The 25309-nt window shown below is 72.3% G+C and carries 27 protein-coding genes; 19 read left to right on the top strand and 8 right to left on the bottom strand.

The window, feature by feature from the left end; genetic code table 11:
* Nucleotides 1-3 precede the first annotated feature (3 nt).
* The 4 genes from ACFQUZ_RS01085 to thiC all read left to right on the top strand — a co-directional run bounded on the left by ACFQUZ_RS01085 (nucleotide 4) and on the right by thiC (nucleotide 3876).
* Entirely contained in the window at nucleotides 4-789 is a 786-nt protein-coding gene (locus tag ACFQUZ_RS01085; protein WP_377436830.1) for a thiazole synthase, read from the top strand.
* A 68-nt stretch (nucleotides 790-857) separates the two neighbouring features.
* Complete coding sequence (locus ACFQUZ_RS01080; RefSeq protein ID WP_377437471.1) at nucleotides 858-1490, top strand: thiamine phosphate synthase; 633 nt, start codon at nucleotides 858-860, stop codon at nucleotides 1488-1490.
* On the top strand, nucleotides 1487-2275 hold the full coding sequence (thiD, locus tag ACFQUZ_RS01075; RefSeq protein ID WP_377436829.1) for a bifunctional hydroxymethylpyrimidine kinase/phosphomethylpyrimidine kinase: 789 nt from the start codon (nucleotides 1487-1489) through the stop codon (nucleotides 2273-2275). Before ACFQUZ_RS01080 ends, thiD begins: the two co-directional genes overlap by 4 nt.
* Nucleotides 2276-2292: 17 nt before the next feature.
* Nucleotides 2293-3876 (top strand): phosphomethylpyrimidine synthase ThiC, encoded by a 1584-nt coding sequence (gene thiC, locus ACFQUZ_RS01070; RefSeq protein WP_377436828.1) that lies wholly within the window; start codon nucleotides 2293-2295, stop codon nucleotides 3874-3876.
* Between the two features lie 132 nt (nucleotides 3877-4008).
* Here thiC and ACFQUZ_RS01065 read toward each other — a convergent pair whose 3' ends face one another.
* Complete coding sequence (locus ACFQUZ_RS01065; RefSeq protein WP_377436827.1) at nucleotides 4009-6555, bottom strand: hypothetical protein; 2547 nt, start codon at nucleotides 6553-6555, stop codon at nucleotides 4009-4011.
* Nucleotides 6556-6715: 160 nt separating this feature from the next.
* On the opposite strand from ACFQUZ_RS01065, the gene ACFQUZ_RS01060 reads away from it, so the two are divergent.
* The 7 genes from ACFQUZ_RS01060 (at nucleotide 6716) to glmM (ending at nucleotide 10641) form a co-directional block, all read left to right on the top strand.
* The gene (locus ACFQUZ_RS01060; RefSeq protein WP_377436826.1) at nucleotides 6716-6958 is read left to right on the top strand and encodes a hypothetical protein; all 243 of its coding nucleotides are present in this window, start codon (nucleotides 6716-6718) and stop codon (nucleotides 6956-6958) included.
* Between the two features lie 51 nt (nucleotides 6959-7009).
* On the top strand, nucleotides 7010-7420 hold the full coding sequence (locus ACFQUZ_RS01055) for a roadblock/LC7 domain-containing protein (RefSeq protein WP_377436825.1): 411 nt from the start codon (nucleotides 7010-7012) through the stop codon (nucleotides 7418-7420).
* Nucleotides 7421-7509: 89 nt separating this feature from the next.
* Nucleotides 7510-7782, top strand: coding sequence for a DUF6364 family protein (locus tag ACFQUZ_RS01050; protein WP_377436823.1), 273 nt, complete (start codon nucleotides 7510-7512; stop codon nucleotides 7780-7782).
* Nucleotides 7772-8065, top strand: a complete 294-nt coding sequence (locus ACFQUZ_RS01045; RefSeq protein ID WP_377436821.1) for a hypothetical protein — start codon at nucleotides 7772-7774, stop codon at nucleotides 8063-8065. The genes ACFQUZ_RS01050 and ACFQUZ_RS01045 overlap by 11 nt, the downstream gene beginning before the upstream one ends.
* A gap of 159 nt (nucleotides 8066-8224) precedes the next feature.
* Nucleotides 8225-8668, top strand: coding sequence for a 50S ribosomal protein L13 (gene rplM / locus ACFQUZ_RS01040; RefSeq protein ID WP_377436819.1), 444 nt, complete (start codon nucleotides 8225-8227; stop codon nucleotides 8666-8668).
* A gap of 20 nt (nucleotides 8669-8688) precedes the next feature.
* Nucleotides 8689-9171, top strand: a complete 483-nt coding sequence (rpsI, locus tag ACFQUZ_RS01035; protein WP_377436818.1) for a 30S ribosomal protein S9 — start codon at nucleotides 8689-8691, stop codon at nucleotides 9169-9171.
* 114 nt (nucleotides 9172-9285) lie between these two features.
* Entirely contained in the window at nucleotides 9286-10641 is a 1356-nt protein-coding gene (gene glmM / locus ACFQUZ_RS01030) for a phosphoglucosamine mutase (protein WP_377436816.1), read from the top strand.
* 142 nt (nucleotides 10642-10783) lie between these two features.
* Here glmM and ACFQUZ_RS01025 read toward each other — a convergent pair whose 3' ends face one another.
* The 3 genes from ACFQUZ_RS01025 to ACFQUZ_RS01015 form a co-directional block, all read right to left on the bottom strand.
* Nucleotides 10784-11335 (bottom strand): Clp protease N-terminal domain-containing protein, encoded by a 552-nt coding sequence (locus ACFQUZ_RS01025; protein ID WP_377436814.1) that lies wholly within the window; start codon nucleotides 11333-11335, stop codon nucleotides 10784-10786.
* A 54-nt stretch (nucleotides 11336-11389) separates the two neighbouring features.
* Nucleotides 11390-11602 (bottom strand): RNA polymerase subunit sigma-70, encoded by a 213-nt coding sequence (locus ACFQUZ_RS01020; RefSeq protein ID WP_377436813.1) that lies wholly within the window; start codon nucleotides 11600-11602, stop codon nucleotides 11390-11392.
* Nucleotides 11603-11685: 83 nt separating this feature from the next.
* Nucleotides 11686-12111 (bottom strand): winged helix-turn-helix transcriptional regulator, encoded by a 426-nt coding sequence (locus ACFQUZ_RS01015; RefSeq protein WP_377436812.1) that lies wholly within the window; start codon nucleotides 12109-12111, stop codon nucleotides 11686-11688.
* A gap of 449 nt (nucleotides 12112-12560) precedes the next feature.
* On the opposite strand from ACFQUZ_RS01015, the gene ACFQUZ_RS01010 reads away from it, so the two are divergent.
* A complete protein-coding gene (locus ACFQUZ_RS01010) occupies nucleotides 12561-13124 on the top strand; it encodes an NADPH-dependent FMN reductase (RefSeq protein WP_377436811.1) in 564 nt (187 codons plus the stop codon).
* Nucleotides 13125-13222: 98 nt separating this feature from the next.
* Here ACFQUZ_RS01010 and ACFQUZ_RS01005 read toward each other — a convergent pair whose 3' ends face one another.
* Complete coding sequence (locus ACFQUZ_RS01005; RefSeq protein ID WP_377436809.1) at nucleotides 13223-14410, bottom strand: pyridoxal phosphate-dependent aminotransferase; 1188 nt, start codon at nucleotides 14408-14410, stop codon at nucleotides 13223-13225.
* A gap of 94 nt (nucleotides 14411-14504) precedes the next feature.
* Here ACFQUZ_RS01005 and ACFQUZ_RS01000 point away from each other — a divergent pair, with 94 nt between their 5' ends.
* Nucleotides 14505-15341, top strand: a complete 837-nt coding sequence (locus tag ACFQUZ_RS01000) for an alpha/beta fold hydrolase (protein WP_377436808.1) — start codon at nucleotides 14505-14507, stop codon at nucleotides 15339-15341.
* A 142-nt stretch (nucleotides 15342-15483) separates the two neighbouring features.
* The gene (glmS, locus tag ACFQUZ_RS00995; RefSeq protein WP_377436807.1) at nucleotides 15484-17394 is read left to right on the top strand and encodes a glutamine--fructose-6-phosphate transaminase (isomerizing); all 1911 of its coding nucleotides are present in this window, start codon (nucleotides 15484-15486) and stop codon (nucleotides 17392-17394) included.
* 121 nt (nucleotides 17395-17515) lie between these two features.
* On the opposite strand, the gene ACFQUZ_RS00990 is transcribed toward glmS, so the two are convergent.
* Together ACFQUZ_RS00990 and ACFQUZ_RS00985 are read right to left on the bottom strand one after the other, a co-directional pair.
* On the bottom strand, nucleotides 17516-19090 hold the full coding sequence (locus tag ACFQUZ_RS00990) for an alpha/beta hydrolase (protein ID WP_377436805.1): 1575 nt from the start codon (nucleotides 19088-19090) through the stop codon (nucleotides 17516-17518).
* Entirely contained in the window at nucleotides 19087-19377 is a 291-nt protein-coding gene (locus tag ACFQUZ_RS00985; RefSeq protein ID WP_377436804.1) for a hypothetical protein, read from the bottom strand. The genes ACFQUZ_RS00990 and ACFQUZ_RS00985 overlap by 4 nt, the downstream gene beginning before the upstream one ends.
* Nucleotides 19378-19572: 195 nt before the next feature.
* Between ACFQUZ_RS00985 and ACFQUZ_RS00980 the strand changes: the two genes are divergently transcribed.
* From ACFQUZ_RS00980 to tsaE, 5 genes are read left to right on the top strand one after another with little or no spacing between them, the layout of a single operon-like run.
* The gene (locus tag ACFQUZ_RS00980) at nucleotides 19573-19941 is read left to right on the top strand and encodes a holo-ACP synthase (RefSeq protein WP_377436802.1); all 369 of its coding nucleotides are present in this window, start codon (nucleotides 19573-19575) and stop codon (nucleotides 19939-19941) included.
* Nucleotides 19942-19951: 10 nt separating this feature from the next.
* Nucleotides 19952-21415, top strand: a complete 1464-nt coding sequence (locus tag ACFQUZ_RS00975; protein WP_377436800.1) for an NAD(P)H-hydrate dehydratase — start codon at nucleotides 19952-19954, stop codon at nucleotides 21413-21415.
* Between the two features lie 26 nt (nucleotides 21416-21441).
* The gene (alr, locus tag ACFQUZ_RS00970) at nucleotides 21442-22560 is read left to right on the top strand and encodes an alanine racemase (RefSeq protein ID WP_377436798.1); all 1119 of its coding nucleotides are present in this window, start codon (nucleotides 21442-21444) and stop codon (nucleotides 22558-22560) included.
* On the top strand, nucleotides 22557-23666 hold the full coding sequence (locus ACFQUZ_RS00965; RefSeq protein WP_377436796.1) for an alpha/beta fold hydrolase: 1110 nt from the start codon (nucleotides 22557-22559) through the stop codon (nucleotides 23664-23666). Before alr ends, ACFQUZ_RS00965 begins: the two co-directional genes overlap by 4 nt.
* Nucleotides 23663-24136: a tRNA (adenosine(37)-N6)-threonylcarbamoyltransferase complex ATPase subunit type 1 TsaE gene (tsaE, locus tag ACFQUZ_RS00960; protein WP_377436794.1), complete on the top strand. Its 474-nt coding sequence runs from the start codon at nucleotides 23663-23665 to the stop codon at nucleotides 24134-24136. The genes ACFQUZ_RS00965 and tsaE overlap by 4 nt, the downstream gene beginning before the upstream one ends.
* Here tsaE and ACFQUZ_RS00955 read toward each other — a convergent pair whose 3' ends face one another.
* Nucleotides 24137-25294, bottom strand: coding sequence for an epoxide hydrolase family protein (locus ACFQUZ_RS00955; RefSeq protein ID WP_377436792.1), 1158 nt, complete (start codon nucleotides 25292-25294; stop codon nucleotides 24137-24139).
* Between the last annotated feature and the right edge of the window lie 15 nt (nucleotides 25295-25309).

Raw genomic sequence — 25309 nt, 5'->3', positions numbered from 1 at the left:
GCGATGAGCGCAGACCCCGACGGCCTGACCATCGACGGCGTCCGGCTCGGCTCCCGGCTGATCCTCGGCACCGGTGGGGCCACCAACCTCGACCTGCTGGAACGCGCCATCCGCGAGTCCGGCACCGAGTTGGTGACGATCGCGCTGCGCCGGGTCGACGCCGCCGCGGCGGCCGGTGGCGGGCTGCTCGACATGCTGGCCTCCTGTGGCGTACGGCTGCTGCCGAACACCGCCGGCTGCCGGACCGCGGTGGAGGCGGTGAAGGTCGCCCACCTGGCTCGCGAGGCGTTCGACACCTCGTGGATCAAGGTGGAGGTGATCGGCGACGAGCGGACCCTGCTGCCGGACGCGGTGGAGTTGATGGCCGCCGTCGAGCGGCTGGTCGCCGACGGGTTCACCGTGCTGCCGTACACGAACGACGATCCGGTGCTGGCCCGCCGGTTGGCCGACGCCGGCTGCGCCGCGGTGATGCCGGCCGGTTCGCCGATCGGTTCCGGGCTGGGAATCAGCAATCCGCATCACATCCGGTTGATCCGGCAGAGCGTGACGCTGCCGGTGATCCTCGACGCCGGCATCGGGACCGCCTCCGACGCGGCGCTGGCCATGGAACTGGGGTGTGACGCGGTGCTGCTGGCCAGCGCGGTCACCAGGGCCGAGGATCCGGTCGGGATGGCGGCGGCGATGCGCGACGCGGTCGCGGCCGGCCGGCTCGCCTCCCGCGCCGGCCGCATTCCGCGTCGCTATCACGCGCTGGCGTCCACGCCGGACGACGGGCGCCCGGAGCTGTGACCGGCCGGGTGCCGGATCCGGCCGCACCGGATGCGCTGGGCCGGATCGGGCCGGGTCCGGCCGGCCGGGTGCCGGATGGGCTGCTGGTCCTCACCGACCGGTGGCTGGCCGGTCGGCCGCTGCCCGACGTTGTCCGCGCGGCGGTCGACGGCGGCGCCCGCTGGGTGCTGCTGCGCGAGCGTGACCTGCCCCGGGACCAGCGGGCCGAGCTGGCCGTGGAACTCCGGGCGATCCTCGCCCCGGTTGCCGGGACGCTGCTGGTGGCCGGCCCGGATCCGCTCGGCGGGGAGGCGGTGCACCTGCCGTCGGCCGGGCCGTACCCGCCACCCGAGCTGGGGTTGGTCGGGCGCTCCTGCCACGACGCCACCGAGCTGACCCGACTATCCACGGAGGACTACGTGACACTCTCGCCCGTCTTTCCGACCCGGACCAAACCCGGCTACGGCCCGCCGCTGCGGCCGGGCGGGCTGAGCCGACTGATCGCCCGCAGCCCGGTCCCGGCCGTGGCGCTCGGCGGCGTCGAAACCCCCGAACAGGTGTCCGCCTGCCGGGCGGCGGGAGCCGTCGGCGTGGCCGTCCTCGGCGCCGTCATGCGCGCCGACGAGCCGACCGCCACCGTCGCCACGCTGCTGTCGGCCTGGGATTCGGCTGGGCGGTCCGGGACCGGTCCGGCAGCCATCCGGTCGGGACCGGCGCGATGACGCCGACGACGGTGCTCACGATCGCCGGCTCCGATTCCGGTGGTGGCGCCGGGATCCAGGCCGACCTCAAGACCTTCGCGGCGCTTGGCGCGTACGGCACCTCGGTGATCACGGCGGTGACCGCGCAGAACACCAGGGGCGTCGAGGCTGTTCTGCCGCTGCCGCCGCGGACCGTCACCGAGCAGCTGGACGCCGTACTCGGTGACTTCTCGGTGCGTGCGGTGAAGACCGGCATGCTGGGCACCCCGGCCGTCGCCGACGCGGTGGCCGAGGCCGCTCGGGCGGGCCGGCTGCCCAACCTGGTCGTCGACCCGGTACTGGTCGCCACCAGCGGGCACCGGCTCGGCGTGGTCACGGCGGTCGAGCGGCTGCTGCCGTACGCGATGGTGGCGACCCCGAACAGCGCGGAGGCCGCGGCCATCACCGGTGGTCCGGTGACGACGGTCGAGGAGATGGTGACCGCCGCCGAGCGGCTCGCGGCCGGCGGACCGGCGTGGGTCGTGGTCACCGGCGGTGACGTGGACGCCAACGGGCAGGCGGTCGACGTGCTGTGCGGCGAGAGTGGGACCACCGTGCTGCGGGCACCCCGGGTACCGACCCGGCACAACCACGGCACCGGCTGCTCGTTCGCGGCGGCCGTCGCGGTCCGGCTCGCCCTCGGCGATCCGGTGCCGGACGCGGTGAGCACCGCCAAGGAGTTCGTGACCCGGGCGCTGGCCGGCGGCCGGGACTGGAAGCTGGGCGCGGGACGCGGCCCCCTGGACCACTTCGGGTGGTCCGGATGACCACAGGAGGCGATCACATGCACGCTCGACGCAAGGTGTACGTGGCGGGGGACCGGTCAGACGTCCGGGTGCCGTTCGCGGAGGTGACCCTCACCGGGGACGAGCCGCCCGTGCGGCTTTACGACACCTCGGGTCCGGGATCGGATCCGGAGGTCGGGCTGCCGCCGCTGCGCGGGCCGTGGATCGCCGCCCGTGGTGACGTGGCGCCGGTGCGCGGCGCGGGAACCCCGCTCGCCGGCGACCGGCCCACCCAGTTGGCGTACGCCCGAGCCGGGCTGATCACGCCAGAGATGGAGTTCGCCGCCATCCGGGAGGGAGTGCCGGCCGACCTGGTCCGGGACGAGATCGCCGCCGGCCGGGCGGTGCTGCCAGCCAACGTGAACCACCCCGAGTCCGAGCCGATGGTGATCGGCGCCCGGTTCCTGGTGAAGGTCAACGCCAACATCGGCACCTCGGCGGTGACCTCCTCGGTGGCCGAGGAGGTGGAGAAGTTGACCTGGGCCACCCGGTGGGGCGCGGACACCGTGATGGACCTGTCCACCGGAAAGCGGATCCACGAGACGCGCGAGGCGATTGTCCGCAACTCGCCGGTGCCGATCGGGACCGTGCCCATCTATCAGGCGCTGGAGAAGGTCGACGGCGACCCGGCGAAGCTGAGCTGGGACGTGTTCCGGGACACCGTCATCGAGCAGGCCGAGCAGGGTGTCGACTACATGACGGTGCACGCCGGGGTGCTGCTGCGGTACGTGCCGATGGCGGTGGACCGGGTGACCGGCATCGTGTCCCGGGGCGGTTCGATAATGGCGGCCTGGTGCCTCGCGCATCACGAGGAGAACTTCCTCTACACCCACTTCGCTGAGCTGTGCGCGATCCTGGCCCGCTACGACGTGACGTTCTCGCTTGGCGACGGGCTGCGACCCGGCTCCATCGCGGACGCCAACGACGAGGCGCAGTTCGCGGAGCTGCGGACGCTCGGCGAACTGACGACAGTGGCCTGGGAACACGGAGTCCAGGTGATGATCGAGGGCCCCGGCCACGTGCCGATGCACAAGATCAAGGAGAACGTGGACCTCCAGCGGGAGTGGTGCCACGAAGCGCCGTTCTACACCCTCGGCCCGCTGACCACCGACATCGCCCCGGCGTACGACCACATCACCTCGGCGATCGGGGCCGCGATGATCGGCATGTACGGCACCGCGATGCTCTGCTACGTCACGCCGAAGGAGCACCTGGGACTGCCCGACCGGGACGACGTCAAGGCCGGCGTCATCGCGTACAAGATCGCCGCGCATGCCGCCGACCTGGCCAAGGGCCATCCGGGCGCCCAGGAGTGGGACGACGCGCTGTCGAAGGCGCGGTTCGAGTTCCGCTGGGAGGACCAGTTCAACCTGTCGCTGGATCCGGACACCGCCCGGTCGTACCACGACGCGACCCTGCCGGCCGCGCCCGCGAAGACGGCACACTTCTGCTCGATGTGCGGGCCGAAGTTCTGCTCTATGAAGATCACGCAGGAGCTGAAGGAGTACGCGGCCCGCGGAATGGCGGAAAAGTCCGCCGAATTCGCCTCCACGGGCGGGCGGGTTTACCTGCCGATGGCGTGATCCCTCGTTCGTGGGCTGGCCCCAGTCGCTGGCCGGCCCCGTCTGGATGCGTGATCCACTCAAGGTGCGGCATGTCGCGGGGTTGCGGTGCCATCCACCCCGCGACATGCCGCATACCGAGTCGATCGAGTCCTATCTCCCGGCCTCGTTGCCCGGGTCGGCCCCGCGAGCACTGCTGGAATCGGGGGCGGCGTTGGCGTCGTCGCCCCCGGCTGGCCGGCGTAGCGAGCGGCGGCTCCTGGTCTCGGCGGGCGACTCGTCGGCGTCGGCGGACAGGCCGCTCACCCAGTCCACGTACTCCTCGTCGTGGGCCGACACCTCGTCCGAGCCCTTGCTCCGGCCACGCGCGCCCCGCCCGGTCCCGGGTTCCTCGCTCGACGTGGTCGGCTTGGTCTGGGGCGACGGCTCGGTCCCGGTCGACCGGTTGCGCCGGAACAACCCACGGCGACCCTTGCCACCGGAAGCGGGTTCGGGATCCGGGTCGCCAGCGCGGTCCGCGACCGAATCCGATGGGCGACGCTGGCTGGCCGGCGTGCCCGTGCCGGTCGGGCCGCTGTGGCTCGTGGGCAGGCTGGGGTCGGTCGATTCGGCGGGAGCGGTCGGTTTCGGCCGTCCGCGCCCGCCGGTCGGCTCCGCTGGGTTTGTCGGTCTGCCGGGTCGGGCCGGCGCGGCCGAGCCGGACGCGTCTGTGGCATCGGATGGCGCGGTCGGCCCGGCAGCATCCGCCTGCCCGGCAGCATCCGCCTGCCCGGCAGAACGCGCCTTGCCGGCGGAACCCGCCCGCCCGGCAGAACGCGCTGGAGGGTCGGCTGGCTCGGGTGGCGGGTCCGATCCGGCCGACTTCCGTGAGATGACCCCGGTTTTCGACAGGTCGGCGACACCACCGCTCGCCGCTCCGGCGGTGTCGGCGGCCACCGGGGACGTGCCGGCAACCGGTGAGGAGGCATCGGTGCCCGGTGGGGAGGCATCGGCGCCGGGCGGGGGAGTGTCGGTGCCCGACCGTGGCGGTGCGGCATCGCGTCGGGTCCGGGCCGTGCGCCGGCCGAACAGGCCCCGAGCCGGCTTCTCCGTGACGCCGCCGGGCTTCTCCGTGACGCCGCGGGGCTTCTCCGTGACGCCGCCGGGCTTTTCCGTGCCGCCGTCCGTCCTTTCCGGGCTGCCGGCTGGCTGCTTGCCATGGTTGGCGGCCTGCTCTCGGGCGGACGTTCCGTCCCGCCGGACGGACGACGGCTCGGGCTCAGGGACCCGCGTGACGCCACGGCGCGTTCGGCGGGGTTGAGGTACCGGGGATGGTGGGACTTGCCGGTCGCGCGTCCCGGCCGGGTTGGCGCGGCCCGGCTCTCCGGTGGTGCCGCGTGCCCGGTCGGCGATCGCGAAGGCGTTCCAACTGTCGTCGGTGCGGATATCACCATCGGGGGAGAACGGTGATCCCGTCGGCCAGAAGGTCTCGGTGCGTGGCGTACCCGGATCCCGGAGGCCCGGTGGCCGGTCAGCCTCCGGTCCGGTGTTTGGGGCGGTGGCCGGCGAGGGCATCGACGGCGGCGAGTCCGCCGACTCGGCCTGCCGCGTCGCATTGGCGGGCCTTTCCACGGACTTCGCGTGCCGCGGGCCCGCCCAGTCGGTGCGCGGGGTGGCGGGGATCCGCTCGCCGGGGATCGGCCGGAGGATGTCCGTCGGCTCGATCGGGGTGGCACGACCGCCCGCCGTGGTCGCCGGCCCTTCCGCCGGCACCACGCCGCTGCCGTCCGTCGAGCCCGAGGTGGGCGAACCCGAGTCCGTGGAATCCTCGACGCCGGGTTCGACGCCGGGCGCGGTCTCGCCGGACGTACCCGGCGAGCGCAACACGGCGACCGGGACCGAACCGAGCGCCCCGGCGGCCACCCCGATCAGCGCTCCCCAGTAGGGCGCCGCCTGGTAGGTGCCGCCGGGGCCGGCGACCAGGTACGCCACGGCGGGCAGCGCCGGACCGGCGAGGCCAGCGGTGGCCACCACCGGGACCGGTGCGCCGCGGTGCCGGGCGAGCGCGGCGGTGCCGGCACCGGCGAGCAGCGCCAGCACCGGCAGCAGCAGGATGGCCAGCCGCTGGGCGGCGGCATCACCGAGCCAGGGCGCGTCGAGGGCGCCGAGGCGTACCGCGGGCAGGGGGTCGGTGGGGCCGAGTGACGGCAGCACCGAAACGACGGCGAGCAGCCAGAGCGCCCCGGCGACGACCGCGACGTTCCGGGACACCGATTCCCACCGCAGGGCGGCGAACGCGACGAGCGCGCCGGCCACCGCCCCCAGCGCGGCGGTCTGGCCGGCCGCGCCGACCGGCCCGACGCCGGGCACGTCGGCGAGCCGGGCGGGAAGCATGGACAGGGGCGCGACAACCGCCGCGCCCAGTCCGGCGGCGACCGCCAGCGAGATCTGAAACCCGGTGTCCACGACCCGACCGGAACGTCTGGCCAACAGATGCGCGGTCACCGCGCCGGTCACCGCCGCCAGCGCCGCGAACCAGCTCACCCAGGTGAGCTGGCTGGGCCATTCATCACGGACGGGTCCGTCGAACGCGCGGGCGAACCGCACCAGACCGAGCCCGTACGCCAGACCCAGCTGGCCCGCACCGGCCGACAGGCCGATCGCGAGCGCCGCGACCAGCAGCCGACCCGAGCCGGTCCACCAGGTGCGAAAGCCAATCACGTCGGGCAGGTTACGGGCCCCCGCAACCGACCGCCACCCACCGTGCAGTCATCCGGCGGGCGTCGTCCCGGCCATTCGGCCGGATGGTGGTACGCCGCCCGCGCGGCGGTGTGGGGCGCCGGTTGGTGGCGCGTCGTGGCAGTGTGGGGCCGGCTGGAAGATGCTGGCGTACGCCTGTCTGACCGGGACCACCGACGGGTGGCTGCCGGATCGGTACGCTGCCGTGGGTCTGGATCTGCTCGCCACTGTGGAAGGGCGGGTCGACGGTGACGGCTTCGTCACCGAGGCGTGTGGCTCGCCGGAGTTCGAGCACCCGGGCACGTCGGCCGAGGCGCAGGCGTCCCACCTGCTCGCCTACGCGGCCGCCCGGCCCGTGGTGAGTGGACCGACCACTGTGGCATGATCAGCCCCGGTCGTGGGTCGTGGACACCCTCATCGAAGGAGACGAGCGACAATGAACAGGCCACCGGCGATGCAGGACATGGGTTGGCTGTTGAGCAACTTCGCCGACAACGTGGCGGGCATCGCGCACGTGGTGGCGGTGTCGGCCGACGGGCTCCTGCTCGCCTCGTCCCGCGACCTTCCCGCGGACCGGGCCGACCAACTCGCCGCCATCACGTCCGGCGTGGTCAGCCTCACCGAGGGCGCCGCCCGGATGTTCAGTGCCGGTGGGGTGCTGCAGACGGTCATCGAGATGGACAGCGGGTACCTGTTCCTCATGTCGATAAGCGACGGCTCCTCGATGGCCGTGCTGGCCGCTCGCAGCTGTGACGTGGGACAGGTCGGGTACGAGATGGCGCTGCTGGTCGAGCGGGTCGGTGCGGCGTTGTCGCCGGCGCGCCGGGAAGCGGCGAGCCGGGGCTGAGGGCTCCCGGAATCGGCCAGGCCGGGCTGAGGGCTCCCGGAACCGGCGTGCGGATGACCGCGGGTCATACCGGAGGTACGCTTACCGGCATGACGGCCAAGGTGACCCTCTCGTTCTCGGATGAGACGATCGAGCAGGCCAGATGGTTCGCCCAGCGGGACGGCATGTCGCTGTCCGCCTGGATCGACCAGGCGGCCAGGGAGAAGGCGTTGCGGGAGGTCTTCACCGCGCACGCCCGCGCCGTCACGCGAGCCGGGCTGGATCTGGAGGGCGCCGCGCTCGCCGACGAGCGCGAGGGTGAAATGGTCGATACGGTGCTGTTCGGCCCGATTGGTGGTCGCAGGCGCAGGCGTGCTGCGTAGGGGCGAGATCTGGCGTATCGAGGGCGCCCGTCAACGCCTGGGTCTGGTGATCAGTTCCGACGTCTACAACGGCACGCACGTGCCTATCGTCATCGTGGCCGAGGTGGTGGCCGAGGAACTGTTGCGGGACTCGCCGCTGGCGGTCCGGATGGGCGAGTTCGTGATCATGCCGGACCGGCTCTCCTCGCCAATGAAGAAATGGTTCACCGAGTGTGTGGAGGTCGCGGACGGGGACACCCTGGCACGAGTCTCCCGCGCTCTCCGTATCCTGCAGGATCTGTGACCCGGGCCCCCCGTTTTGACCCTGTGCGGCACGGCCGGGTATCGTTGCCTGCTGTTGTGCAAGGCCCACTGCGTGCCCCCTCGGGTACGCTTGGTCGACTCGGCGTGCCTGGTGTTCCGGCGCGCGACCACCAGACCGACGACGAGACAAGGTAAACCTGTGCGTACGTACAGCCCGAAGCCGGGTGAGATCGAGCGTCAGTGGCACGTGATCGACGCTTCCGATGTCGTGCTGGGCCGGTTGGCCACCCATGTCGCCACGTTGCTGCGTGGCAAGCACAAGCCCACTTTCGCGCCGCACGTGGACACCGGTGACTTCGTCGTCATCGTGAACGCCGGCAAGGTGGCGCTGACCGGTAACAAGCGGCAGCAGAAGGTCGCCTATCGGCACTCCGGTTACCCGGGCGGCCTCAAGCAGGTCGGCTACGAGGAGCTGCTGAGCAAGCGGCCCGAGCGGGCGGTCGAGCTGGCCGTCAAGGGCATGCTCCCGCACAACAAGCTCGGCCGTCAGCTGATCAAGAAGCTGAAGGTCTACGCCGGTGCCGAGCACCCGCACGCCGCGCAGCAGCCGGTGCCGTTCGAGATCAAGCAGATCGCGCAGTGAGCGCGGACGAAGGAACCAGCATGACCGACATCAGCGCGACCGCCGTCGCCGAAGCCGGGGCCGAGGCTCCGACGCCCGCCGTCACCGCCGCTCCGGTCGCCCGGACCCCTCGCGGTGACCGCCCGATCCAGACCGTGGGCCGCCGCAAGGAGGCCATCGTCCGGGTGCGTATCGTCCCGGGCACCGGAAAGATCACCTGCAACAGCCGGGACATCGAGGCGTACTTCCCGAGCAAGGTGCACCAGCAGTTGATCCGCGAGCCGCTGGTGACCACCGAGAAGGCCGAGGCCTTCGACGTCATCGCCAACCTGCGGGGCGGTGGCATCACCGGCCAGGCTGGTGCGCTGCGGCTGGCCATCGCCCGCGCTCTCATCGCGTACGAGCCGGACGACCGGCCGTCGCTCAAGAAGGCCGGCTTCCTGACCCGGGACGCCCGGGTCAAGGAGAGCAAGAAGTACGGCCTCAAGAAGGCCCGCAAGGCGCCGCAGTACTCGAAGCGTTGATCTGACGACGTACGGATCTTCGATCTTTTCGGACGGCCGGGTCCCCCCTCGTACGGTGGTGGTCCCGGCCGTCCCGTTTTCATCCATGGCTGCACCAGCGGAGGTTATTGGCGCATGGGCCGGTTGTTCGGCACTGACGGCGTACGCGGACGGGCGAACGCCGACCTGACCCCGGAGCTGGCGATGGCGGTCGCGGTCGCGGCCGCGCACACGTTGGCCGAGACGGATCGCAGTCACCCGCCGCTCGCGGTGGTCGGCCGGGACACCCGGGCCAGCGGCGAGATGCTGGAGGCGGCGGTGGTCGCCGGCCTGGCCAGCGCGGGTGCCAACGTGGTGCGGGTCGGGGTGCTGCCGACGCCGGCGGTGGCCTTCCTGGTGGGCGAGGCGAAGGCCGATCTCGGGGTGATGCTCTCCGCGTCGCACAACCCGATGCCGGACAACGGCGTCAAGATCTTCGCCGCGAGTGGGCACAAGCTGCCGGACGACATCGAGATGCGGATCGAGGCCGCGATCGAGGCCAACGAGACCGCCACCTGGCATCGGCCGACCGGTGCCGGTGTGGGGCGGGTGCACGACCTGCTGGACGGCGCCGAGCACTACATCCAGCACCTCGTCGGAACGGTCCCGCACCGGTTGGACGGCATCAAGGTCGTGGTCGACTGCGCGAACGGGGCGGCCGCCGAGGTGGCGCCGACGGTGTACCGGGAGGCCGGCGCCGAGGTGATCGCGATCAACGCGGAACCCGACGGGCTCAACATCAACGACGACTGCGGCTCCAACCACCTGGACGGGCTGCGGGCCGCGGTCGTGGAGCACGGCGCGGACCTGGGCATCGCGCACGACGGTGACGCCGATCGCTGCGTTGCCGTGAGCGCGGCCGGCGAGGAGGTCGACGGCGACCAGATCATGGCGATCCTCGCCCTGGCGATGCGGGAGGCGGGCACGCTTACCGACGACACGCTTGTCGCCACGGTGATGAGCAACCTCGGTCTGCGGTTGGCGATGTCCGCCGAGGGCGTCCGGCTGGTCGAAACCAAGGTGGGCGACCGGTACGTCCTCGAAGAGCTGCGCGCCTCGGGCCTGGCCCTCGGCGGCGAGCAGAGTGGGCACATCGTGCTGCCCGCGTACGCGACGACGGGCGACGGAGTGCTCACCGGCCTGCACGTGATGGCCCGGATGGCGGCCACCGGCCGGTCGCTGGCCGACCTGGCCGGGGTGGTCACCAAGTTGCCGCAGGTGCTGATCAATGTGCCGGTCGCGGACCGGACCGCTGGCGCCGAGGCGGCGACGGTCCGGGACGCGGTGGCGGTGGCCGAGCGGGAGCTGGGCGAAACCGGACGGGTGCTGCTGCGCCCGTCCGGTACGGAGCCGCTGGTCCGGGTAATGGTCGAGGCGGCCACCGAGGACACCGCTCGGGCGGTGGCGGAGCGGATCGCCGACGAGGTGCGCCGGGCCAGCCCGACCTCGTGACCCGGCGTGACGAGGTGCGCCGGGCCAGCCCGACCTCGTGACCCGGCGTAACGAGGTGCGCCGGGCCAGCCGCTTGATCGTGACTCGGACGGGCGGCGGGTGACCCGGTCGGGTTCCTGAGCCGAGGCGCCCCCGCCCGGTCTCAGGCCGGCGCCTGGACGTTCGTCTCCAGCCACCCGCGCAGGGCGGTGAATTCGACGTCCGCGTCGGCGAGGATCCTCGCCCCCAGTCCGCCGTTCTCCCGGAGCAGGCCGAGCAGGATGTGTTCGGTGCCGATGTGTTTGTGCTTGAGCCGGATCGCCTCGCGTAGCGAGAGCTCCAGCACCTTCTTGGACCGGGGACTGAACGGCAGGTGCCCGCCCGCCCGTTCGTTCCGCGCCGTGCGGCGGCGACGCAGCCCGAACCGCCGGCGTGGCTCCTCAGGCGGGGGAGACAGCGGGTTCGGCCCGAAGGTCTCCTCCAGCCGGGCGCGGATCTCCGTCAAGTCCACCCCGATGGTGCGGAGCGCGGCGGCGTCCTCCTCGTTGAGAGTGCCGGGCGCCTCCCTCACGTACCGGTCGATCGCCGCCTCGACCGCCTCCGAGGTGACTCCGGCGTCGCGGAGCGCGACCGCGGCGCCGTCGCCGTGCCGCAGCAGCGCGAGCAGCAGGTGCTCGGTGCCGATCCGTCGGTGTCGCAGCCGGCGGGCCTCCAACTGGGCGTCCTTGACGACCGCGCGCGACGCGTCGGTGAACCGCTCGATCGAACATCATTGCCTCCCCGCGTGTTTCTTGTGGACGGCCTGTTTACTCACGCCGAGTGCGCCCGCGATCTCCTGCCAGGACCAGCCTCGCCGGCGCGCGTTGTCCACCTGCAGCACTTCGAGGGCGTCGGCCAGCCGGTGCAGGGCGACGACGGCCCGTAGCCCGATCTTGGGGTCGGCACTGCTGGCCGCCGCGGCGACCTCGGACGCGTTCTCCATGCCGTCAACCTTAGTTGACGGCATTCGCGATGGCAACCAAAGTTGACTGTCGGATCGGCATTGTCGCGAGTGACAGGGCGCGACTATGCGTGGGGCGGGGTGGCTTTGTTGGCGGTAGGCGTTCGGTCGAACTCGTCGCGGTTGTGGACGATCTCGCCCTGGTGGTCCCGGACCCAGTGCACGAGTCCACTCACGGCCTCGCTCAGCGAGCGGCCGAGCGGCGTCAGGGCATATTCAACCCTCGGGGGCACTTCCGGGTACGCGGTCCTGGTCACCAGCCCGTCGCGGACAAGGGCACGCAGGGTCTGGCCGAGCATCCGTTGGGAGACGCCAGCGACCTGCTCGTGCAGCGCGGTGAAGCGCAGCGGGCCGGACGTCAGGACCGTGATGGTCAGCAGCGTCCACTTGTCACCCACCCGCGCCAGCACGTCGCGGACGAGTTCGATCGTCTGGATGCAGTCCGGCGCGACCCCGCGCTGCGCGAGTTCGGCACCAAGGAGGCGGGTCATGCTCTTCCGTTCCTCGCGGATCAGTAGCTGACTTCGAAGTGCGTATTGGGCAGCCGGACTAAATCCGGTGGACGCACGTTTCTTACTAATCGTAACTGATGTGCGGCCACCCGTTCGTGGCCGTGACAGCGGGAGGACAGCATGGTCCGGCACGACACATTCACGATTACGCGGCACCCCGACTTGCCTCCGGGTGAGGTCTTCACCGCGTTCGCCGACACCACGATCAGGCGCCGATGGTTCCGGCTTCCCGGCAGCGGAGCCTCGTACGAGCATGACTTCCGGGTGGGCGGTGGTGAGACGGCACGCAGCACCTCCACCGTGCTGGGCGCGGCGCCCCGAGCGACTCGGATACCGGTCGCGGTACCGGAACCCGCCTGGAGCGGACCGAACAGGCCACCTCTCCCAAATACACGGGGGACGGCAGTTCCGACAGGAACGGATCAGGCATGACGAACATCGGGATCATCCTCGGCAGCACCCGACCCGGCCGGGTCGGTCACCAGGTGGCCGAGTGGGTCGCGAAGCACGGCAGTCAGCTCGATAGCCTCGACGTCGAGGTGGTGGACATCAAGGACTACAGCCTGCCGGTCTTCGACGAGCCACAGTCACCGCTACTCGGTTCCTACGCCCACCCCCACACGCGGGAATGGAGCCAGAAGATCGCCGAGTTCGACGGATACGTCTTCGTCACTCCCGAGTACAACCGATCGATCCCCTCGGCGTTGAAGAACGCCATCGACTACCTCTACGGCGAGTGGAACAACAAAGCGGCCGGATTCGTCTCCTACGGCAGCAATGTCGGCGGCGCCCGCGCGGTGGAACACCTGCGCCTCATCACGGCAGGTCTCCAGCTAGCCGGCGTGCGCACCCAGGTCAGCCTGTCACTCGCCACCGACTTCGCGGCATTCACCACGTTCACCCCTGGCGACCACCACAACGCCATGCTCCACCGGCTCTTCGCCGAGGTGACCGGCTGGGCCGACGCGCTCGCACCCCTGCGCCGACCCTGACCGCGCACGGCTGAACCTGCCGCTCGTGTTGATCAAGAGCCTTGCGTCACGCCGACCTCGTCGATGTGACGCAGTGCTCTTGATCAACGAAGTGGGGACTATGCGCGGAGCTGGGCCAGCCGGGTCGCGGCCTCGGCGAGTACTTCCGGCCGCTTGCAGAAGGCGAACCGGATCAGCCGCCGACCGGCCTCGGGATCGTCGTAGAAGACCTGGGTCGGCACCGCCACCACGCCGCACCGGCGCGGCAGCTCGCGGCAGAACTCGATGCCGTCCGTCCCGCCCAACGGCGTGATGCCGGCCGTGACGAAGTAGGTGCCCTCCGGGACGTACACCTCGAAGCCCGCCGCCCGAAGGCCGGTCGTGAGCTGGTCGCGCCGCTCCCGCTGACCGGCGAGGAAGCTGGCGAAGTAGTCGTCCGGCAGCCCGAGGGCCACCGCCACCGCCGGTTGCAGGGGCGCCGCGTTGACGAACGTGAGGAACTGTTTGACCCGCAGCACCGTGGCGACCAGCGAGGCCGGGCCGCTGGCCCAACCGACCTTCCAGCCGGTGCAGGAGAAGGTCTTGCCGGCCGACGAGATCCGCAGTGTCCGGTCCCGCATCCCGGGCATCGTGGCCAGCGGGATGTGCGGCGTCGAGGCGTCCGGGAACACGAGATGTTCGTACACCTCGTCAGTGACCGCGTACGCCCCGTACTCCTGGCACAGCTCGGCGACCAGGGACAGCTCGGCGCGGGTGAACACCTTGCCGGTCGGGTTGTGCGGCGAGTTGAGCAGCACCAGCCGGGTCCGGGAGCCGAACGCGGCGCGCAACTCGGCCGGGTCGAAGGCGTACCGGCCGTCCGCCGCCGGGCGCAGCGTGACCGGCCGACGGACCGCGCCCGCCAGCGCGATCGAGGCGGCGTACGAGTCGTAGTACGGCTCGAAGCAGACCACCTCGTCCCCGGCCTCGCAGGTGGCGAGGATGGCGGCCGCGATGGCCTCGGTGGCGCCGGCGGTGACAAGTATCTCGCCCTCGGGGTCGTAGTCCAGGTCCCAGAACCGGCGCTGGTGTGCCGCGATCGCGGAGCGCAGGGCCGGTTGGCCGGGGCCCGGGGGATACTGGTTGATTCCGCCCTGGACTGCCTTTACTGCCGCCGCCAGCATCTCCGGCGGGCCGTCGGTGTCCGGGAAGCCCTGGCCGAGGTTGACCGCGCCGGTCCGGGTGGCCAGCGCGGACATCTCGGCGAAGATGGTCGTGCCGAACGGGCGCATCCGCTCGACGAGGGGGTCGATGTCGGCCGTCGTCACGCGACCAAGCGTAGGCCCACCGGGGGCGATTGGCGGTCCGGCTCGCACTACGGTGGATCTTGCGGGGTGAGCGGACCGGATGGAGGGCTGCCTGATGGACGACTGGCCGTTGGTGGAGACGTTCGACAGCACCAGCGGCGAGGTGCGCTGGAACTGTCTCGGCGATCCGGACCGGGAGCCGGTGGTGCTGTGCCACGGCACCCCGTTCTCCTCCTACGTCTGGCGCGGCATCGCCCGCGCTCTGGCTCGCCACCACCGCGTGTTCGTCTGGGACATGCCGGGCTATGGAGCGTCGGCGAAAACCGCCGGCCAGGACGTCTCTCTCGCCGCCCAGAGCCACGTTCTGGGTGAGCTGCTGGCGCACTGGCGGCTCGCGTCGCCGACGGTTATCGCGCACGATTTCGGCGGCGCCGTCGCGTTGCGGGCCCACCTCCTGCATGACGTCCCGTATCGCCGGCTCGCCCTCGTGGATCCGGTGGCGCTCGCTCCCTGGGGGTCTCCCTTCTTCCGGCTCGTCGGCGGGAATGCCGAGGTCTTCGAAGCGCTTCCGCCGGCCCTGCACGGCGCCCTGGTGCGCGAGTACGTCGGTTCGGCCAGCAGTCCGGGCCTGCGCCCGGCCACCCTCGACCGGCTCGTCGCGCCCTGGCTCTCGGCTGACGGCCAGGCGGCGTTCTACCGGCAGATCGCGCAGGCGGACCAGCGGTACACAGACGAGATCCAGGACCGGTACGGCGAGATCGACATGCCGGTGCTGGTGTGCTGGGGCGCCGACGATGCCTGGATCCCGGTGGACAGGGGCCATGAACTCGTTGGCCGCATCCCTGGCGCCCGGCTCGAGGTGATCCCCGGGGCGGGTCACCTGGTTCAGGAGGACGCCCCGGCTGACCTCGCGGCCACGCTCCTGGACTTCGTCCTCGGCCAGGTTGAGTGATCGCCGGTTTCGTCCCGCTAGGCGGCGCGGGATGAGGTCTGCCCGCTGGGCCGACGCAATATCCGGAAACGAGCAGAACGGCTGCGTGTTACACCCGCTTTCGAGCATGTGTTGTGAGCGAAACTGGGTTAGGCTGCGGGTCATGTGTGGAATCGTGGGCTACGCCGGCGGCAGGCCGGCCCTGAGCATCGTGCTTGACGGACTGCGCCGGCTGGAATACCGCGGCTACGACTCCGCGGGTGTGGCCATCGCCTGCCCGGACGAGCTGCTCATCGAGAAGCGGGCCGGCAAGCTTGCCAACCTGGAGAAGGCGCTGAACGAACGCCCGACCGACAGCGCGCCCGGCGGTTCCGCGACGGTCGGCATCGGTGATGGCACGACCGGCATCGGCCACACCAGATGGGCCACCCACGGCGGTCCGACCGACCGCAACGCCCATCCGCACCCCGGACCCGACGGCCGGGTGGCGGTCATCCACAACGGCATCATCGAGAACTTCGCCAAGCTGCGGACCGAGCTGGAGGCCGACGGCGTCGTCTTCAGCAGCGACACCGACACCGAGTGTGCGGCGCACCTGCTCGCCCGATCGTTGGAGCGGATGCGGGCCGGTGGCGCAGCCAACGGCCCGGAGTTGCTCGCCGAGGCGATGCGCGAGGTGTGCCGCCGGCTGGAAGGCGCCTTCACCCTGCTCGCGGTCGACGCCGCGGTGCCCGGTGCCGTGGTGGGCGCCCGGCGCAACTCGCCGCTGGTGGTCGGTCGGGGGGTCGGCGAGAACTACCTGGCCAGCGACGTGTCGGCGTTCATCGAGCACACCCGGGAGGCCGTCGAGCTGGGCCAGGACCAGGTTGTGCTCATCACGGCCGACGCCATCGAGATCACCGATTTCGACGGTCAGCCGGCCGCCGGCAAGGACTTCCACATCGACTGGGACGCCTCGGCCGCCGAGAAGGGCGGCCACGAGTATTTCATGCTCAAGGAGATCGACGAGCAGCCCTCGGCGATCGCCGACACGCTGCTCGGCAGGCTCACCGAGACCGGCGAAATCGCGCTCGACGAGGTCCGCCTCAGCGACCAGGACCTGCGCGACGTGGACAAGATCTTCGTGATCGCCTGCGGCACCTCCTACCACGCCGGTCTGGTGGCCAAGTACGCCATCGAACACTGGACGCGGATCCCCTGCGAGGTGGAGTTGGCCAGCGAGTTCCGATACCGGGACCCGGTGCTCGACCGCTCCACCCTGGTGATTGTGATCAGCCAATCCGGCGAGACGATGGACACCCTGATGGCCCTGCGGCACGCCAAACAGCAGAAGGCCCGGGTGCTGGCGATCTGCAACACCAACGGGTCCACCATCCCGCGCGAGTCCGACGCGGTGCTCTACACCCACGGCGGTCCGGAGATCGCGGTCGCCTCCACCAAGGCGTTCCTCACCCAGCTCATCGCCTGCTATCTCATCGGCCTGCACCTCGCCCAGGTGCGCGGCATCAAGTACGCCGACGAGGTCGGCGCCGTGGTCGAACAGCTCAACCGGATCCCCGACAAGCTGCGCCGGCTCCTGGACGGCATCGAGCCGGTCCGCGAACTGGCCCGCGACCTCAAGTCGGCGCCGACGGTGCTGTTCATCGGCCGGCACGTCGGCTACCCGGTGGCACTGGAGGGCGCGCTGAAGCTCAAGGAACTGGCGTACATGCACGCGGAGGGGTTCGCCGCCGGGGAACTCAAGCACGGCCCGATCTCGCTCATCGACAAGGGCACCCCGGTGGTCTGCGTGGTGCCGTCGCCGGCCGGCCGGGGCATGCTCCACGACAAGGTGGTCTCCAACATCCAGGAGGTGCGGGCCCGGGGGGCGCGGACCATCGTCATCGCCGAGGAGGGCGACGAGGCCGTCCTGCCGTACGCGGACCACGTCATCGCCGTGCCGCGGACGCCGACGCTGCTGGCGCCGCTGCTGACGACCGTCCCGCTGCAGGTGCTGGCCGCCGAGATCGCCCACGCCCGGGGCCACGACGTGGACCAGCCCCGAAACCTGGCCAAGTCCGTCACCGTCGAATGACCTCCCGGGCACCGTGACCGGCCCGGCGGCGCATCGCCGGACCGGTCACGGCGGCCCGGCCCGGCGGCGCATCGCCGGACCGGTCACGGCGGCCCGGCCCGGCGGCGCATCGCCGGACCGGTCACGGCGGCCCAGTGAGCGCGATCCGGGCCATCGCGTCCAGCGCCGGATTGCCGTCGTCCCAGTAGCCGACGTGCCCGTGCGGGCCGGACCGGAAGGTGCCGCCACCGAAGCCCGCGTCGGCCGGGTTGCGACCGAACCACAAGTCGTCGGCCGGCAGGCCGTACGGCGTGGCCAACCGGTGCGCCGGCGCCGCCACCCCGGCCAGCAGGTCCACCGGTGGGCGGGCGAAGTGCTGGATGACGTCGTTTCCGGCGGTGCTGGCCCAGACCCGGTCGGCCGGCAACCCGAGATCCGAAACCCGGTCGACGCCCACGCCGGGGGAGCCCACGAAGATCAACCCGTCGGCGGTGACGCCGTGGTCTCGGGCGGTCAGCCCGACGACAAGCGATCCGTAGCTGTGCCCGAGCACCGTCAGCCGGGCCGGCGGCCCGTCGTGGCTGACCCGCAACCCGTCCTGGAACCGGTGCAGGGCAGGCCCGGCCTCGGTGGCGGTGTCCCGGCGGGCCGCCTCGTCCAGAAAGTCCGGCGCGTCGTAGTCCAGCCAGAGCACCGCGGCCGTCCGGGCGGTCGGATCCAGCTCGGCGCATCTGGCCGCCATCCGGTCCACCCGGCCCAGCTCGCCCGCCACGCCCGGCAGGTCCGACGTCATCCCGGGCACGTAGGTAAGCACCTTGTCGGCGTGGTCCGGATCGCCCACCGCCAGCACCGCGCGACCGTCTCCCGTGGTCGCCAGCGCCAGCAGGTATGCCCGCGGACCGGTGTCGGCGGACAACCGGGCGGCCAGGACGTCGAGACCCGCGATCGCCCCGGACACCCGGCGGAGTTCGGCGAGCGCCCACGGCGGACGGACGCCGGTGAGCAGATCGGCCCGCCGGGCCAGTAGGTCCGCGCGCAGGCCGGTCAACAGCAGCCGGTTGGCCAGATCGCGGACGGTCACCGGCAACCCATCCAGCCGGCCGATCAGCGCCGGCTCGTTGGCCAGCAGCCACCGCCGGGCGGCCGCCGGCAGGCCGTCCCACCAGCGGCGTACGGCAGCCGGCGCGGTGTCCGGAGCCGGGATCCCGGCGGTCGGCTCGGCGGGCCAGCCGGCAGCCGCGGCAGCGGTCAACTCGGTCAACCGGTGGGCGGTCGCCCGCTCCGCCTCGGTCGCCATTCCGAGCGCCGCCCGGATACCGGCGACGGCCGTCGCCTGGAGCCGATCCGCGTCGGGACCGCTCGTCGGGCCCCGCGACACCACTCCGTCCCGGTCGACAAGCAGACCGGCCCGTTCGGCGACACCCACCGTTGCCGCGAGTGACGCCTTGGCCCGACGCAGCCGGTCGGCGTGCTCCGCGAGCAGTTGATCGACCACCAGGCCGACCGGCCGGCCACCGACCAGTTCACCGCGCAGCCGGCGCAGCCGGTCGACCGCGGCCCCGCCGGCCGGACCCGACCACACCCCGGGCAGCCGATCCGCCGTACCGGTCAGCTCGGCGGCCCGCCGGTCGACCAGGCCGGGCACCGCACACCAGGCCGCGCCGGCCGCCCGCCAGGATGCCGGATCGGTCGCCCAGAGCTGCTCGTACGTCATCATCGGCGGCCGCCGAGCCGCCCGGCCGCCCGGTCATCGGCCGCGTCATAACCGTCCGCCGCGGTCCGGGCCGCGTCCGCCGCCGCGGCGGTGGCCACCCCGACGCCGGCGAGCCACCCGGACACCGCCGTCACGAGCGCGGCCAACGCGGATCCGGCGGCGCCGGCCGACGGCACGGTCAACCCCGGGCAGCCGGCGAGCCCGTATCCCAGGCGGTGCGCCGTCCCGGTCAGCGCCGCCGCGGCGTCCCGCACTCCGGCGGTGTCCACCGAGATCTCGTACTGCGTCATGGTCCCCCTTCCACCGCCCACGGACGCTAGGTGCCCGCGGCGCGGAACGGGACGGGGTGTGGACAACGCGCCGTCGCGCCGGCCGCCGACCATCCACAGGGCTTGTCGCGGACCCGGGTGCCCCGCTAAGGTCCCCGGCCGGCCCGCTCGGGAGCCCGCTGCGCGGGTCGCCGGCCACCACCTAGGGTGGAAATCGTGATCGTGGCTGTCGGCATCGACGTCGTCCTCGTCGACCGGTTCACCCGCGCCCTGGCCCGCACGCCGCTGCTGGCCGAACGCCTGTTCACCACGGCGGAGCGGGTCACCGGCTCGGGCAACCCACGCTCCCCGGAGTCGCTCGCCGCCCGGTTCGCGGCGAAGGAGGCGGTGGCCAAGGCGCTCGGCGCACCGGGCGGACTGCACTGGCACGACTGCGAGATCGTCGCCGACCCGGACGGGCGACCCTGGTTGACCGTGGCGGGGACCGTGGCCACCGTGGCGAGCGAGCGGGGAATCAACCGATGGCACCTGTCGCTGTCGCACGACGGCGGAATCGCCTCCGCCATGGTGGTGGCGGAACGATGAGGGCCGCGCGGTGAGGGGTGCCTGGCGGGTCGCCGACGTCCGGGCGGCCGAACGGGACCTGATGGCGACGCTGCCGCCGGACACCCTCATGCATCGGGCGGCGGCCGGGCTGGCCCGCCGGTGCGGGCTGCTGCTCGCCGACCGGGGCGGCGTCTACGGGGCTCGGGTGGTGCTGCTCGTCGGTTCCGGCGACAACGGCGGAGATGCCCTGTACGCCGGTGCGCTGCTGGCCCGCCGGGGCGCCCGGGTGACCGCACTGCCCCTCGTGCCCGACCGGGCCCATCCGGGCGGCGTGGCCGCGTTGCGGGCCGCCGGCGGGATTACCGCCGACGCGCTGCCGTCCCGGGCTGACCTGGTGCTGGACGGCATCGTCGGCATCGGTGCCAGTGGTGGGCTGCGGGAACCGGCCGCCCGGCTGGTCGCCGAGCTGGCGACGTTGACCGACCGGGCCGGAGACCGGCCACCCGTCGTGGCGGTGGACGTGCCCAGCGGCGTCGAGGTGGACACCGGGGACGTGCCCGACGGTCGGGACGGCCAGCCGGCGGCCGTGCGGGCGGACGTCACGGTCACCTTCGGATGCCTCAAACCGGCCCACGTGGTGGGGCCGGCGGCCGTCCGGGCGGGGACGGTGGAACGTGTCGACATCGGCTTGACGCCCTGGCTGTCGACGCCGCCGGCGATCCGGGTGCCGGACGACTCCGACATCCGTCAGTGGTGGCCCGAGCTGCCGCCGTCCTCCGAGAAGTACCTGCGCGGTGTGGTCGGCGTGGCCACCGGCAGTGCCACCTACCCGGGCGCCGGGGTGCTGTCGGTCGGCGGCGCGCTGGCCGGCCCGACCGGCCTGGTCCGGTACGCGGGCGGGGCGCGGGCCGAGGTGCTGCACCACCATCCCTCGGTGATCGCCACGGACACGGTCGCCGCCGCCGGACGGGTGCAGTCCTGGGTATTCGGCTCCGGCCGGGGCACCGACGACGCGGCGGCGGCGGACCTGGCGGAGGTGCTGGCGGCGCCGGTGCCCGTGGTGCTGGACGCCGACGGGTTGACCCTGCTCGGCGACCGGCCGGCCGACCGGTTGCGCGACCGGTCGGCGGCGGTCGTGCTCACCCCGCACGACCGCGAGTTCGCCCGGCTGGCGGGCGGCCCACCCGGCGCCGACCGGGTCGCGGCCGCCCACGACCTGGCCGCCCGCACCGGCGCGGTGGTGCTGCTCAAGGGGGACCGGACGGTCGTCGCCACGCCGGACGGGACCGCGTACGCCAATCCGACCGGAACGTCGGCGCTGGCCACCGGCGGCACCGGCGACGTGCTGGCCGGCCTGCTCGGCTCGTTGCTCGCGGCCGGCCTGCCGGCGGACCGGGCGGCGGTGGCGGCGGCCTACCTGCACGGACTGGCGGGCCGGGCGGCGGCCCGGCACGGTCCGGTGACCGCTCCCGACGTGGCCGCCGCGCTTGTCGACGTGGTGCCGGTCGGCTGATCCGACCAGATCAGTAGGCTGGGTGCATGTGGCAGGCTGAGGCGCGGATCGACCTGGACGCGATTCGGGAGAACGTGGCACGGATGCTCTCCGGCACCGGTGCCGCACTGATGGCCGTCGTCAAGGCCGACGGTTACGGACACGGGATGGTGCCGGCCGCCCGGGCGGCCATCGACGGGGGCGCCACCTGGCTCGGCGTCTGCACCCTCGACGAGGCACTGGCCCTGCGCCGCGCCGGTCTCACCGTGCCGGTGCTGGCCTGGCTGCTGGCTCCCGGCCTGCCGTTGCACGACGGGATCACCGCCGACGTCGACCTGAGCGTGGGCAGCCTGGGCCAGCTCGCCGAGACGGTCGCCGCGGCCGAGCTGGCCGGCCGCCCGGCCCGGGTGCACCTCAAGGTCGACACCGGCCTGTCCCGGGGCGGCGCCACCGCCGACGAGTGGCCGGCCCTGCTGGAGGCCGCCGCGAAGGAGCAGGCCGAGGGTCGGATCGAGGTGATCGGCGGGTGGAGCCATTTCGCGTACGCGGACGCGCCCGGTCACCCGACGATCGACCGGCAACTGGCGGCGTTCACCGAGGCGATGGACCTCGCGGACCGGGCCGGCGTCCGGCCCGCGCTGCGTCACCTGGCGAACTCCGCGGCCACGCTCACCCGGCCGGACACCCACTTCGACCTGGTCCGTCCGGGGATCGCGTGCTACGGCCTGTCACCTGTGACCGGCGACACGTTCGGGTTGCGTCCGGCGATGACCGCTCGCGGCCGGGTGATGCTGGTGAAGCGGGTGCCGGCCGGTTCCGGCGTCTCTTACGGGCACACCTACCACACCGAGCGGGAGACCACGCTCGCCGTGGTCCCGCTCGGCTACGGCGACGGCGTGCCCCGGCACGCGTCCAACGTCGGTCCGGTGCGGCTGGCCGGTCGCAACCGGACCATCGCCGGCCGGGTCTGCATGGACCAGATCGTCCTCGACTGCGGCGACGATCCGGTGGCGGTCGGCGACGTGGCCACCCTGTTCGGCAGCGGTGCCGACGGGGAGCCGACGGCCGACGACTGGGCGGCCGCGGTGGACACCATCAACTACGAGATCGTCACCCGGTTCGGCGGCGTTCGGGTGCGGCGTACCTATGTGGGGTCCGGCACATGACGGCGAGCCGGCGGATCGGGGTCCCGTCACAGCGTTCGGTGGCCAAGCTGGCGGGCGTGGTCGGCGCTGCGGTGGGCGTGGCGGTGGCCGGGCTGGCCGCCGGGGTGGCCACCGAACGCGCGATCGTGCGGCGCTCCAAGGCCGCCCCCGACCGGTACGCGCAGGAGGTCTTCGGGCCGCAACCGTGCGACGAGGAGCGGTGCATCGAGCTGCCCGACGGCACCGACCTGCACGTCGAGATCATCGAGCCGCGGGTGTCGGCGCCTCGCCCGACGCTTGTCTTCGTCCACGGGTTCTGCCTGGACATGGGCACCTTCCACTTCCAGCGCAAGGCGCTCGCCGAGCGGGGCGAGCACCGGATGGTCTTCTACGACCAGCCCGGCCACGGCCGGTCCGGCCTGCTGGAGACCGGCGAGTACGACCTCGCCCGGCTCGGCGACGCCCTGTACGAGGTGATCGAGCAGACCGTGCCGGAGGGGCCGCTGGTGCTGATCGGCCACTCCATGGGTGGCATGACCATCATGGCGCTGGCGGAGCGGCATCCGGAGCTGTTCGGCGAGCGGGTCACCGGCACCGTGTTGATGGCCACCTCGGCCGGCCGGTTGCGGGAGAACTGGGTGCGGCAGACCCGGCTCGGACTGCCGGCCGTGCTCGGCAAGGCCGGCGCGCCGCTGGTGCCGGTGCTGGACAACGCGACCCGGTTCACCGGGACGGTCCTGGACCGGGCCAGGCAGTCCACGTCCAATGTCTCCTGGCTGCTCACCCGCCGGTACGGCTTCGGCACCGAGCGGCCGAGTCCGGCGCTGGTGTCGTACGTGGAGGAGATGAACAGCCACACCGGCACCGAGACGGTCGCCCGCTATCTGCGAACCCTCTACCTGCACTCGCGGCATCCGGCGCTGGGTGCGCTGGCCGGCACCCCGACGTTGGTTATCGTGGGTGATCGGGATCTGATCACGCCGCTGCGGCAGTCCGAGGAGATCGTGCGGTGCCTGCCGCGGGCGGAGTTCGTACGGGTGGCGGGCAGCGGGCACGTGGTGATGTTGGAACACGCCGACGAGGTGAACGACGCGTTGCTCACGTTCTTGGCGAGGCTGTCGGGATGACGTGGAAGCTGCCCACCGTGGACGACACCCGGGAGTTCGGCCGCCGGCTGGCGGGCCGGCTGCGCCCGGGAGACCTGCTGGTGCTCACCGGTCCGTTGGGCGCCGGGAAGACCGCCCTGGTGCAGGGGATCGGCACCGGCCTCGGGGTGCTCGGCGACGTGACGTCCCCGACGTTCGTGATCGCCCGCGTGCACCGGCCGGACCCGGAGCGAGGGCGCCGGATCGAGTTGGTGCACGCCGACGCGTACCGGTTGGGTGACGCCGCCGATCCGCGTGCCGAGATCGACGATCTCGACCTGGATGCCTCGATGGACGAGGCGGTGACCGTGGTCGAGTGGGGCGAGGGGATGGTCGAGCAGCTGGTCGACGCGCACCTGCGGGTCCGCATCGACCGCCGCGACGACGACACCCGGCTGATCGACCTGGAGCCGGTCGGCGGCGACTGGGCCGATCGGCTCGCTGGGCTCTAGCTAGCGCCCCAGCTCGGCGAAGAACTCGCGCAGGTCCTCGACCACCAGGTCCGGGTCGGTGGTGTACGCGAAGTGGCCGCCCCGGTCGAACTCGGTGTACCGCACGATGTTGTTGGCCCGCTCGGCGAACGTCCGCACCGTCCGGAAGTCGTGCGGGAAGACCGCCACCGCGGTCGGCACGGTGTTGGGTTCGTCGCGGTAACCGGCACCGGTCTGCGCGTCCTCGTAGTAGTGGCGGGCGCTCGACACACCGGTACGGGTGAACCAGTAGATGCTCACGTGCGTCAGGTACTCCTCGACGTCGAGGTGGTCGGCGTGGTCGCCGAAGCCGGTCCACAGCTCCGCGTTCCAGGCCAACTGGCCGGCGGGCGAGTCGGTGAGGCCGTACCCCAGGGTCTGCGGCCGGGTCTGGTGGATCTTCTGATATCCGGCCTTGCTCTGGAAGTCCGCTGTCGTTCCGGACATGCTGGCCCGGTCGGCTTCGGAGAGTCGGTCCAGCTCCGCCGCCGCCTGGTCCGGGTCCGCGGCGGGAAACGCGAAGATCTGCAACAGGTGGACGCCGATCAGCCCGACCGGCGCCAGGATGCCGAGTTCCCGACCGATCAGCGCGCCCACGTCACCACCGGTCACCCCCCACCGCTCGTACCCCAGACCGGACATCAGCGTGGCGAACGCGTTGGCGATTCGGGCGCTGTCCCAGCCGGGCTCGGTGGCGGGGCCGGAGAAGCCGTATCCGGGCGGCGACGCCACCACGACGTGGAAAGCGCGGGACGGGTCCCCGCCGTGTGCCCGTGGATCGGTCAGCGGCCCGATCATCCGCAGGAACTCCACCACCGAGCCCGGCCAGCCGTGCAGCAGCAGCAACGGCGTCGCGCCCGGCTCGGCCGAGCGGACGTGCAGGAAGTGGATGTGCTGCCCGTCGACGGTGGCGACGTACTGCGGGAACTCGTTGAGTCTGGCCTCGTGGGCCCGCCAGTCGTACGTGGTGTGCCAGTAGTCGACGAGGCGACGTACCACGTCGAGCGGCATGCCGTAGGCGGTGCCGGCTCCGGTCACCTCGTTCGGCCACCGGGTGGCGGCGAGCCGGGCGGCGAGGTCGTCCAGGTCCGCCTGCGGGACATTGATCCGGTACGGCTCGATCCTCAGTTCGTTCGTCATACCGGCAACGCTACG

The organism is Plantactinospora sp. GCM10030261 (assembly GCF_042666615.1).
Classification (GTDB): domain Bacteria; phylum Actinomycetota; class Actinomycetes; order Mycobacteriales; family Micromonosporaceae; genus KBS50.
Note: the sequence above shows the minus strand (reverse complement) of the source record. Positions and strands in the feature narration are given on the sequence as shown.

Bases quoted from the DNA above. Each gene is read 5' to 3' on its own strand.
- glmS (WP_377436807.1), top strand. From the start codon at position 15,484: ATGTGTGGAATCGTGGGCTACGCCGGCGGCAGGCCGGCCCTGAGCATC.
- tsaE (WP_377436794.1), top strand. From the start codon at position 23,663: ATGACGTGGAAGCTGCCCACCGTGGACGACACCCGGGAGTTCGGCCGC.
- ACFQUZ_RS00985 (WP_377436804.1), bottom strand. From the start codon at position 19,377: ATGACGCAGTACGAGATCTCGGTGGACACCGCCGGAGTGCGGGACGCC.
- ACFQUZ_RS01060 (WP_377436826.1), top strand. From the start codon at position 6,716: ATGCTGGCGTACGCCTGTCTGACCGGGACCACCGACGGGTGGCTGCCG.
- rpsI (WP_377436818.1), top strand. From the start codon at position 8,689: ATGACCGACATCAGCGCGACCGCCGTCGCCGAAGCCGGGGCCGAGGCT.
- ACFQUZ_RS01015 (WP_377436812.1), bottom strand. From the start codon at position 12,111: ATGACCCGCCTCCTTGGTGCCGAACTCGCGCAGCGCGGGGTCGCGCCG.
- glmM (WP_377436816.1), top strand. From the start codon at position 9,286: ATGGGCCGGTTGTTCGGCACTGACGGCGTACGCGGACGGGCGAACGCC.
- ACFQUZ_RS01085 (WP_377436830.1), top strand. From the start codon at position 4: ATGAGCGCAGACCCCGACGGCCTGACCATCGACGGCGTCCGGCTCGGC.
- ACFQUZ_RS01050 (WP_377436823.1), top strand. From the start codon at position 7,510: ATGACGGCCAAGGTGACCCTCTCGTTCTCGGATGAGACGATCGAGCAG.
- ACFQUZ_RS00955 (WP_377436792.1), bottom strand. From the start codon at position 25,294: ATGACGAACGAACTGAGGATCGAGCCGTACCGGATCAATGTCCCGCAG.
- ACFQUZ_RS00990 (WP_377436805.1), bottom strand. From the start codon at position 19,090: ATGATGACGTACGAGCAGCTCTGGGCGACCGATCCGGCATCCTGGCGG.
- thiD (WP_377436829.1), top strand. From the start codon at position 1,487: ATGACGCCGACGACGGTGCTCACGATCGCCGGCTCCGATTCCGGTGGT.
- ACFQUZ_RS01010 (WP_377436811.1), top strand. From the start codon at position 12,561: ATGACGAACATCGGGATCATCCTCGGCAGCACCCGACCCGGCCGGGTC.
- ACFQUZ_RS01000 (WP_377436808.1), top strand. From the start codon at position 14,505: ATGGACGACTGGCCGTTGGTGGAGACGTTCGACAGCACCAGCGGCGAG.
- ACFQUZ_RS01020 (WP_377436813.1), bottom strand. From the start codon at position 11,602: ATGGAGAACGCGTCCGAGGTCGCCGCGGCGGCCAGCAGTGCCGACCCC.
- ACFQUZ_RS00965 (WP_377436796.1), top strand. From the start codon at position 22,557: ATGACGGCGAGCCGGCGGATCGGGGTCCCGTCACAGCGTTCGGTGGCC.
- ACFQUZ_RS01055 (WP_377436825.1), top strand. From the start codon at position 7,010: ATGAACAGGCCACCGGCGATGCAGGACATGGGTTGGCTGTTGAGCAAC.
- thiC (WP_377436828.1), top strand. From the start codon at position 2,293: ATGCACGCTCGACGCAAGGTGTACGTGGCGGGGGACCGGTCAGACGTC.
- alr (WP_377436798.1), top strand. From the start codon at position 21,442: ATGTGGCAGGCTGAGGCGCGGATCGACCTGGACGCGATTCGGGAGAAC.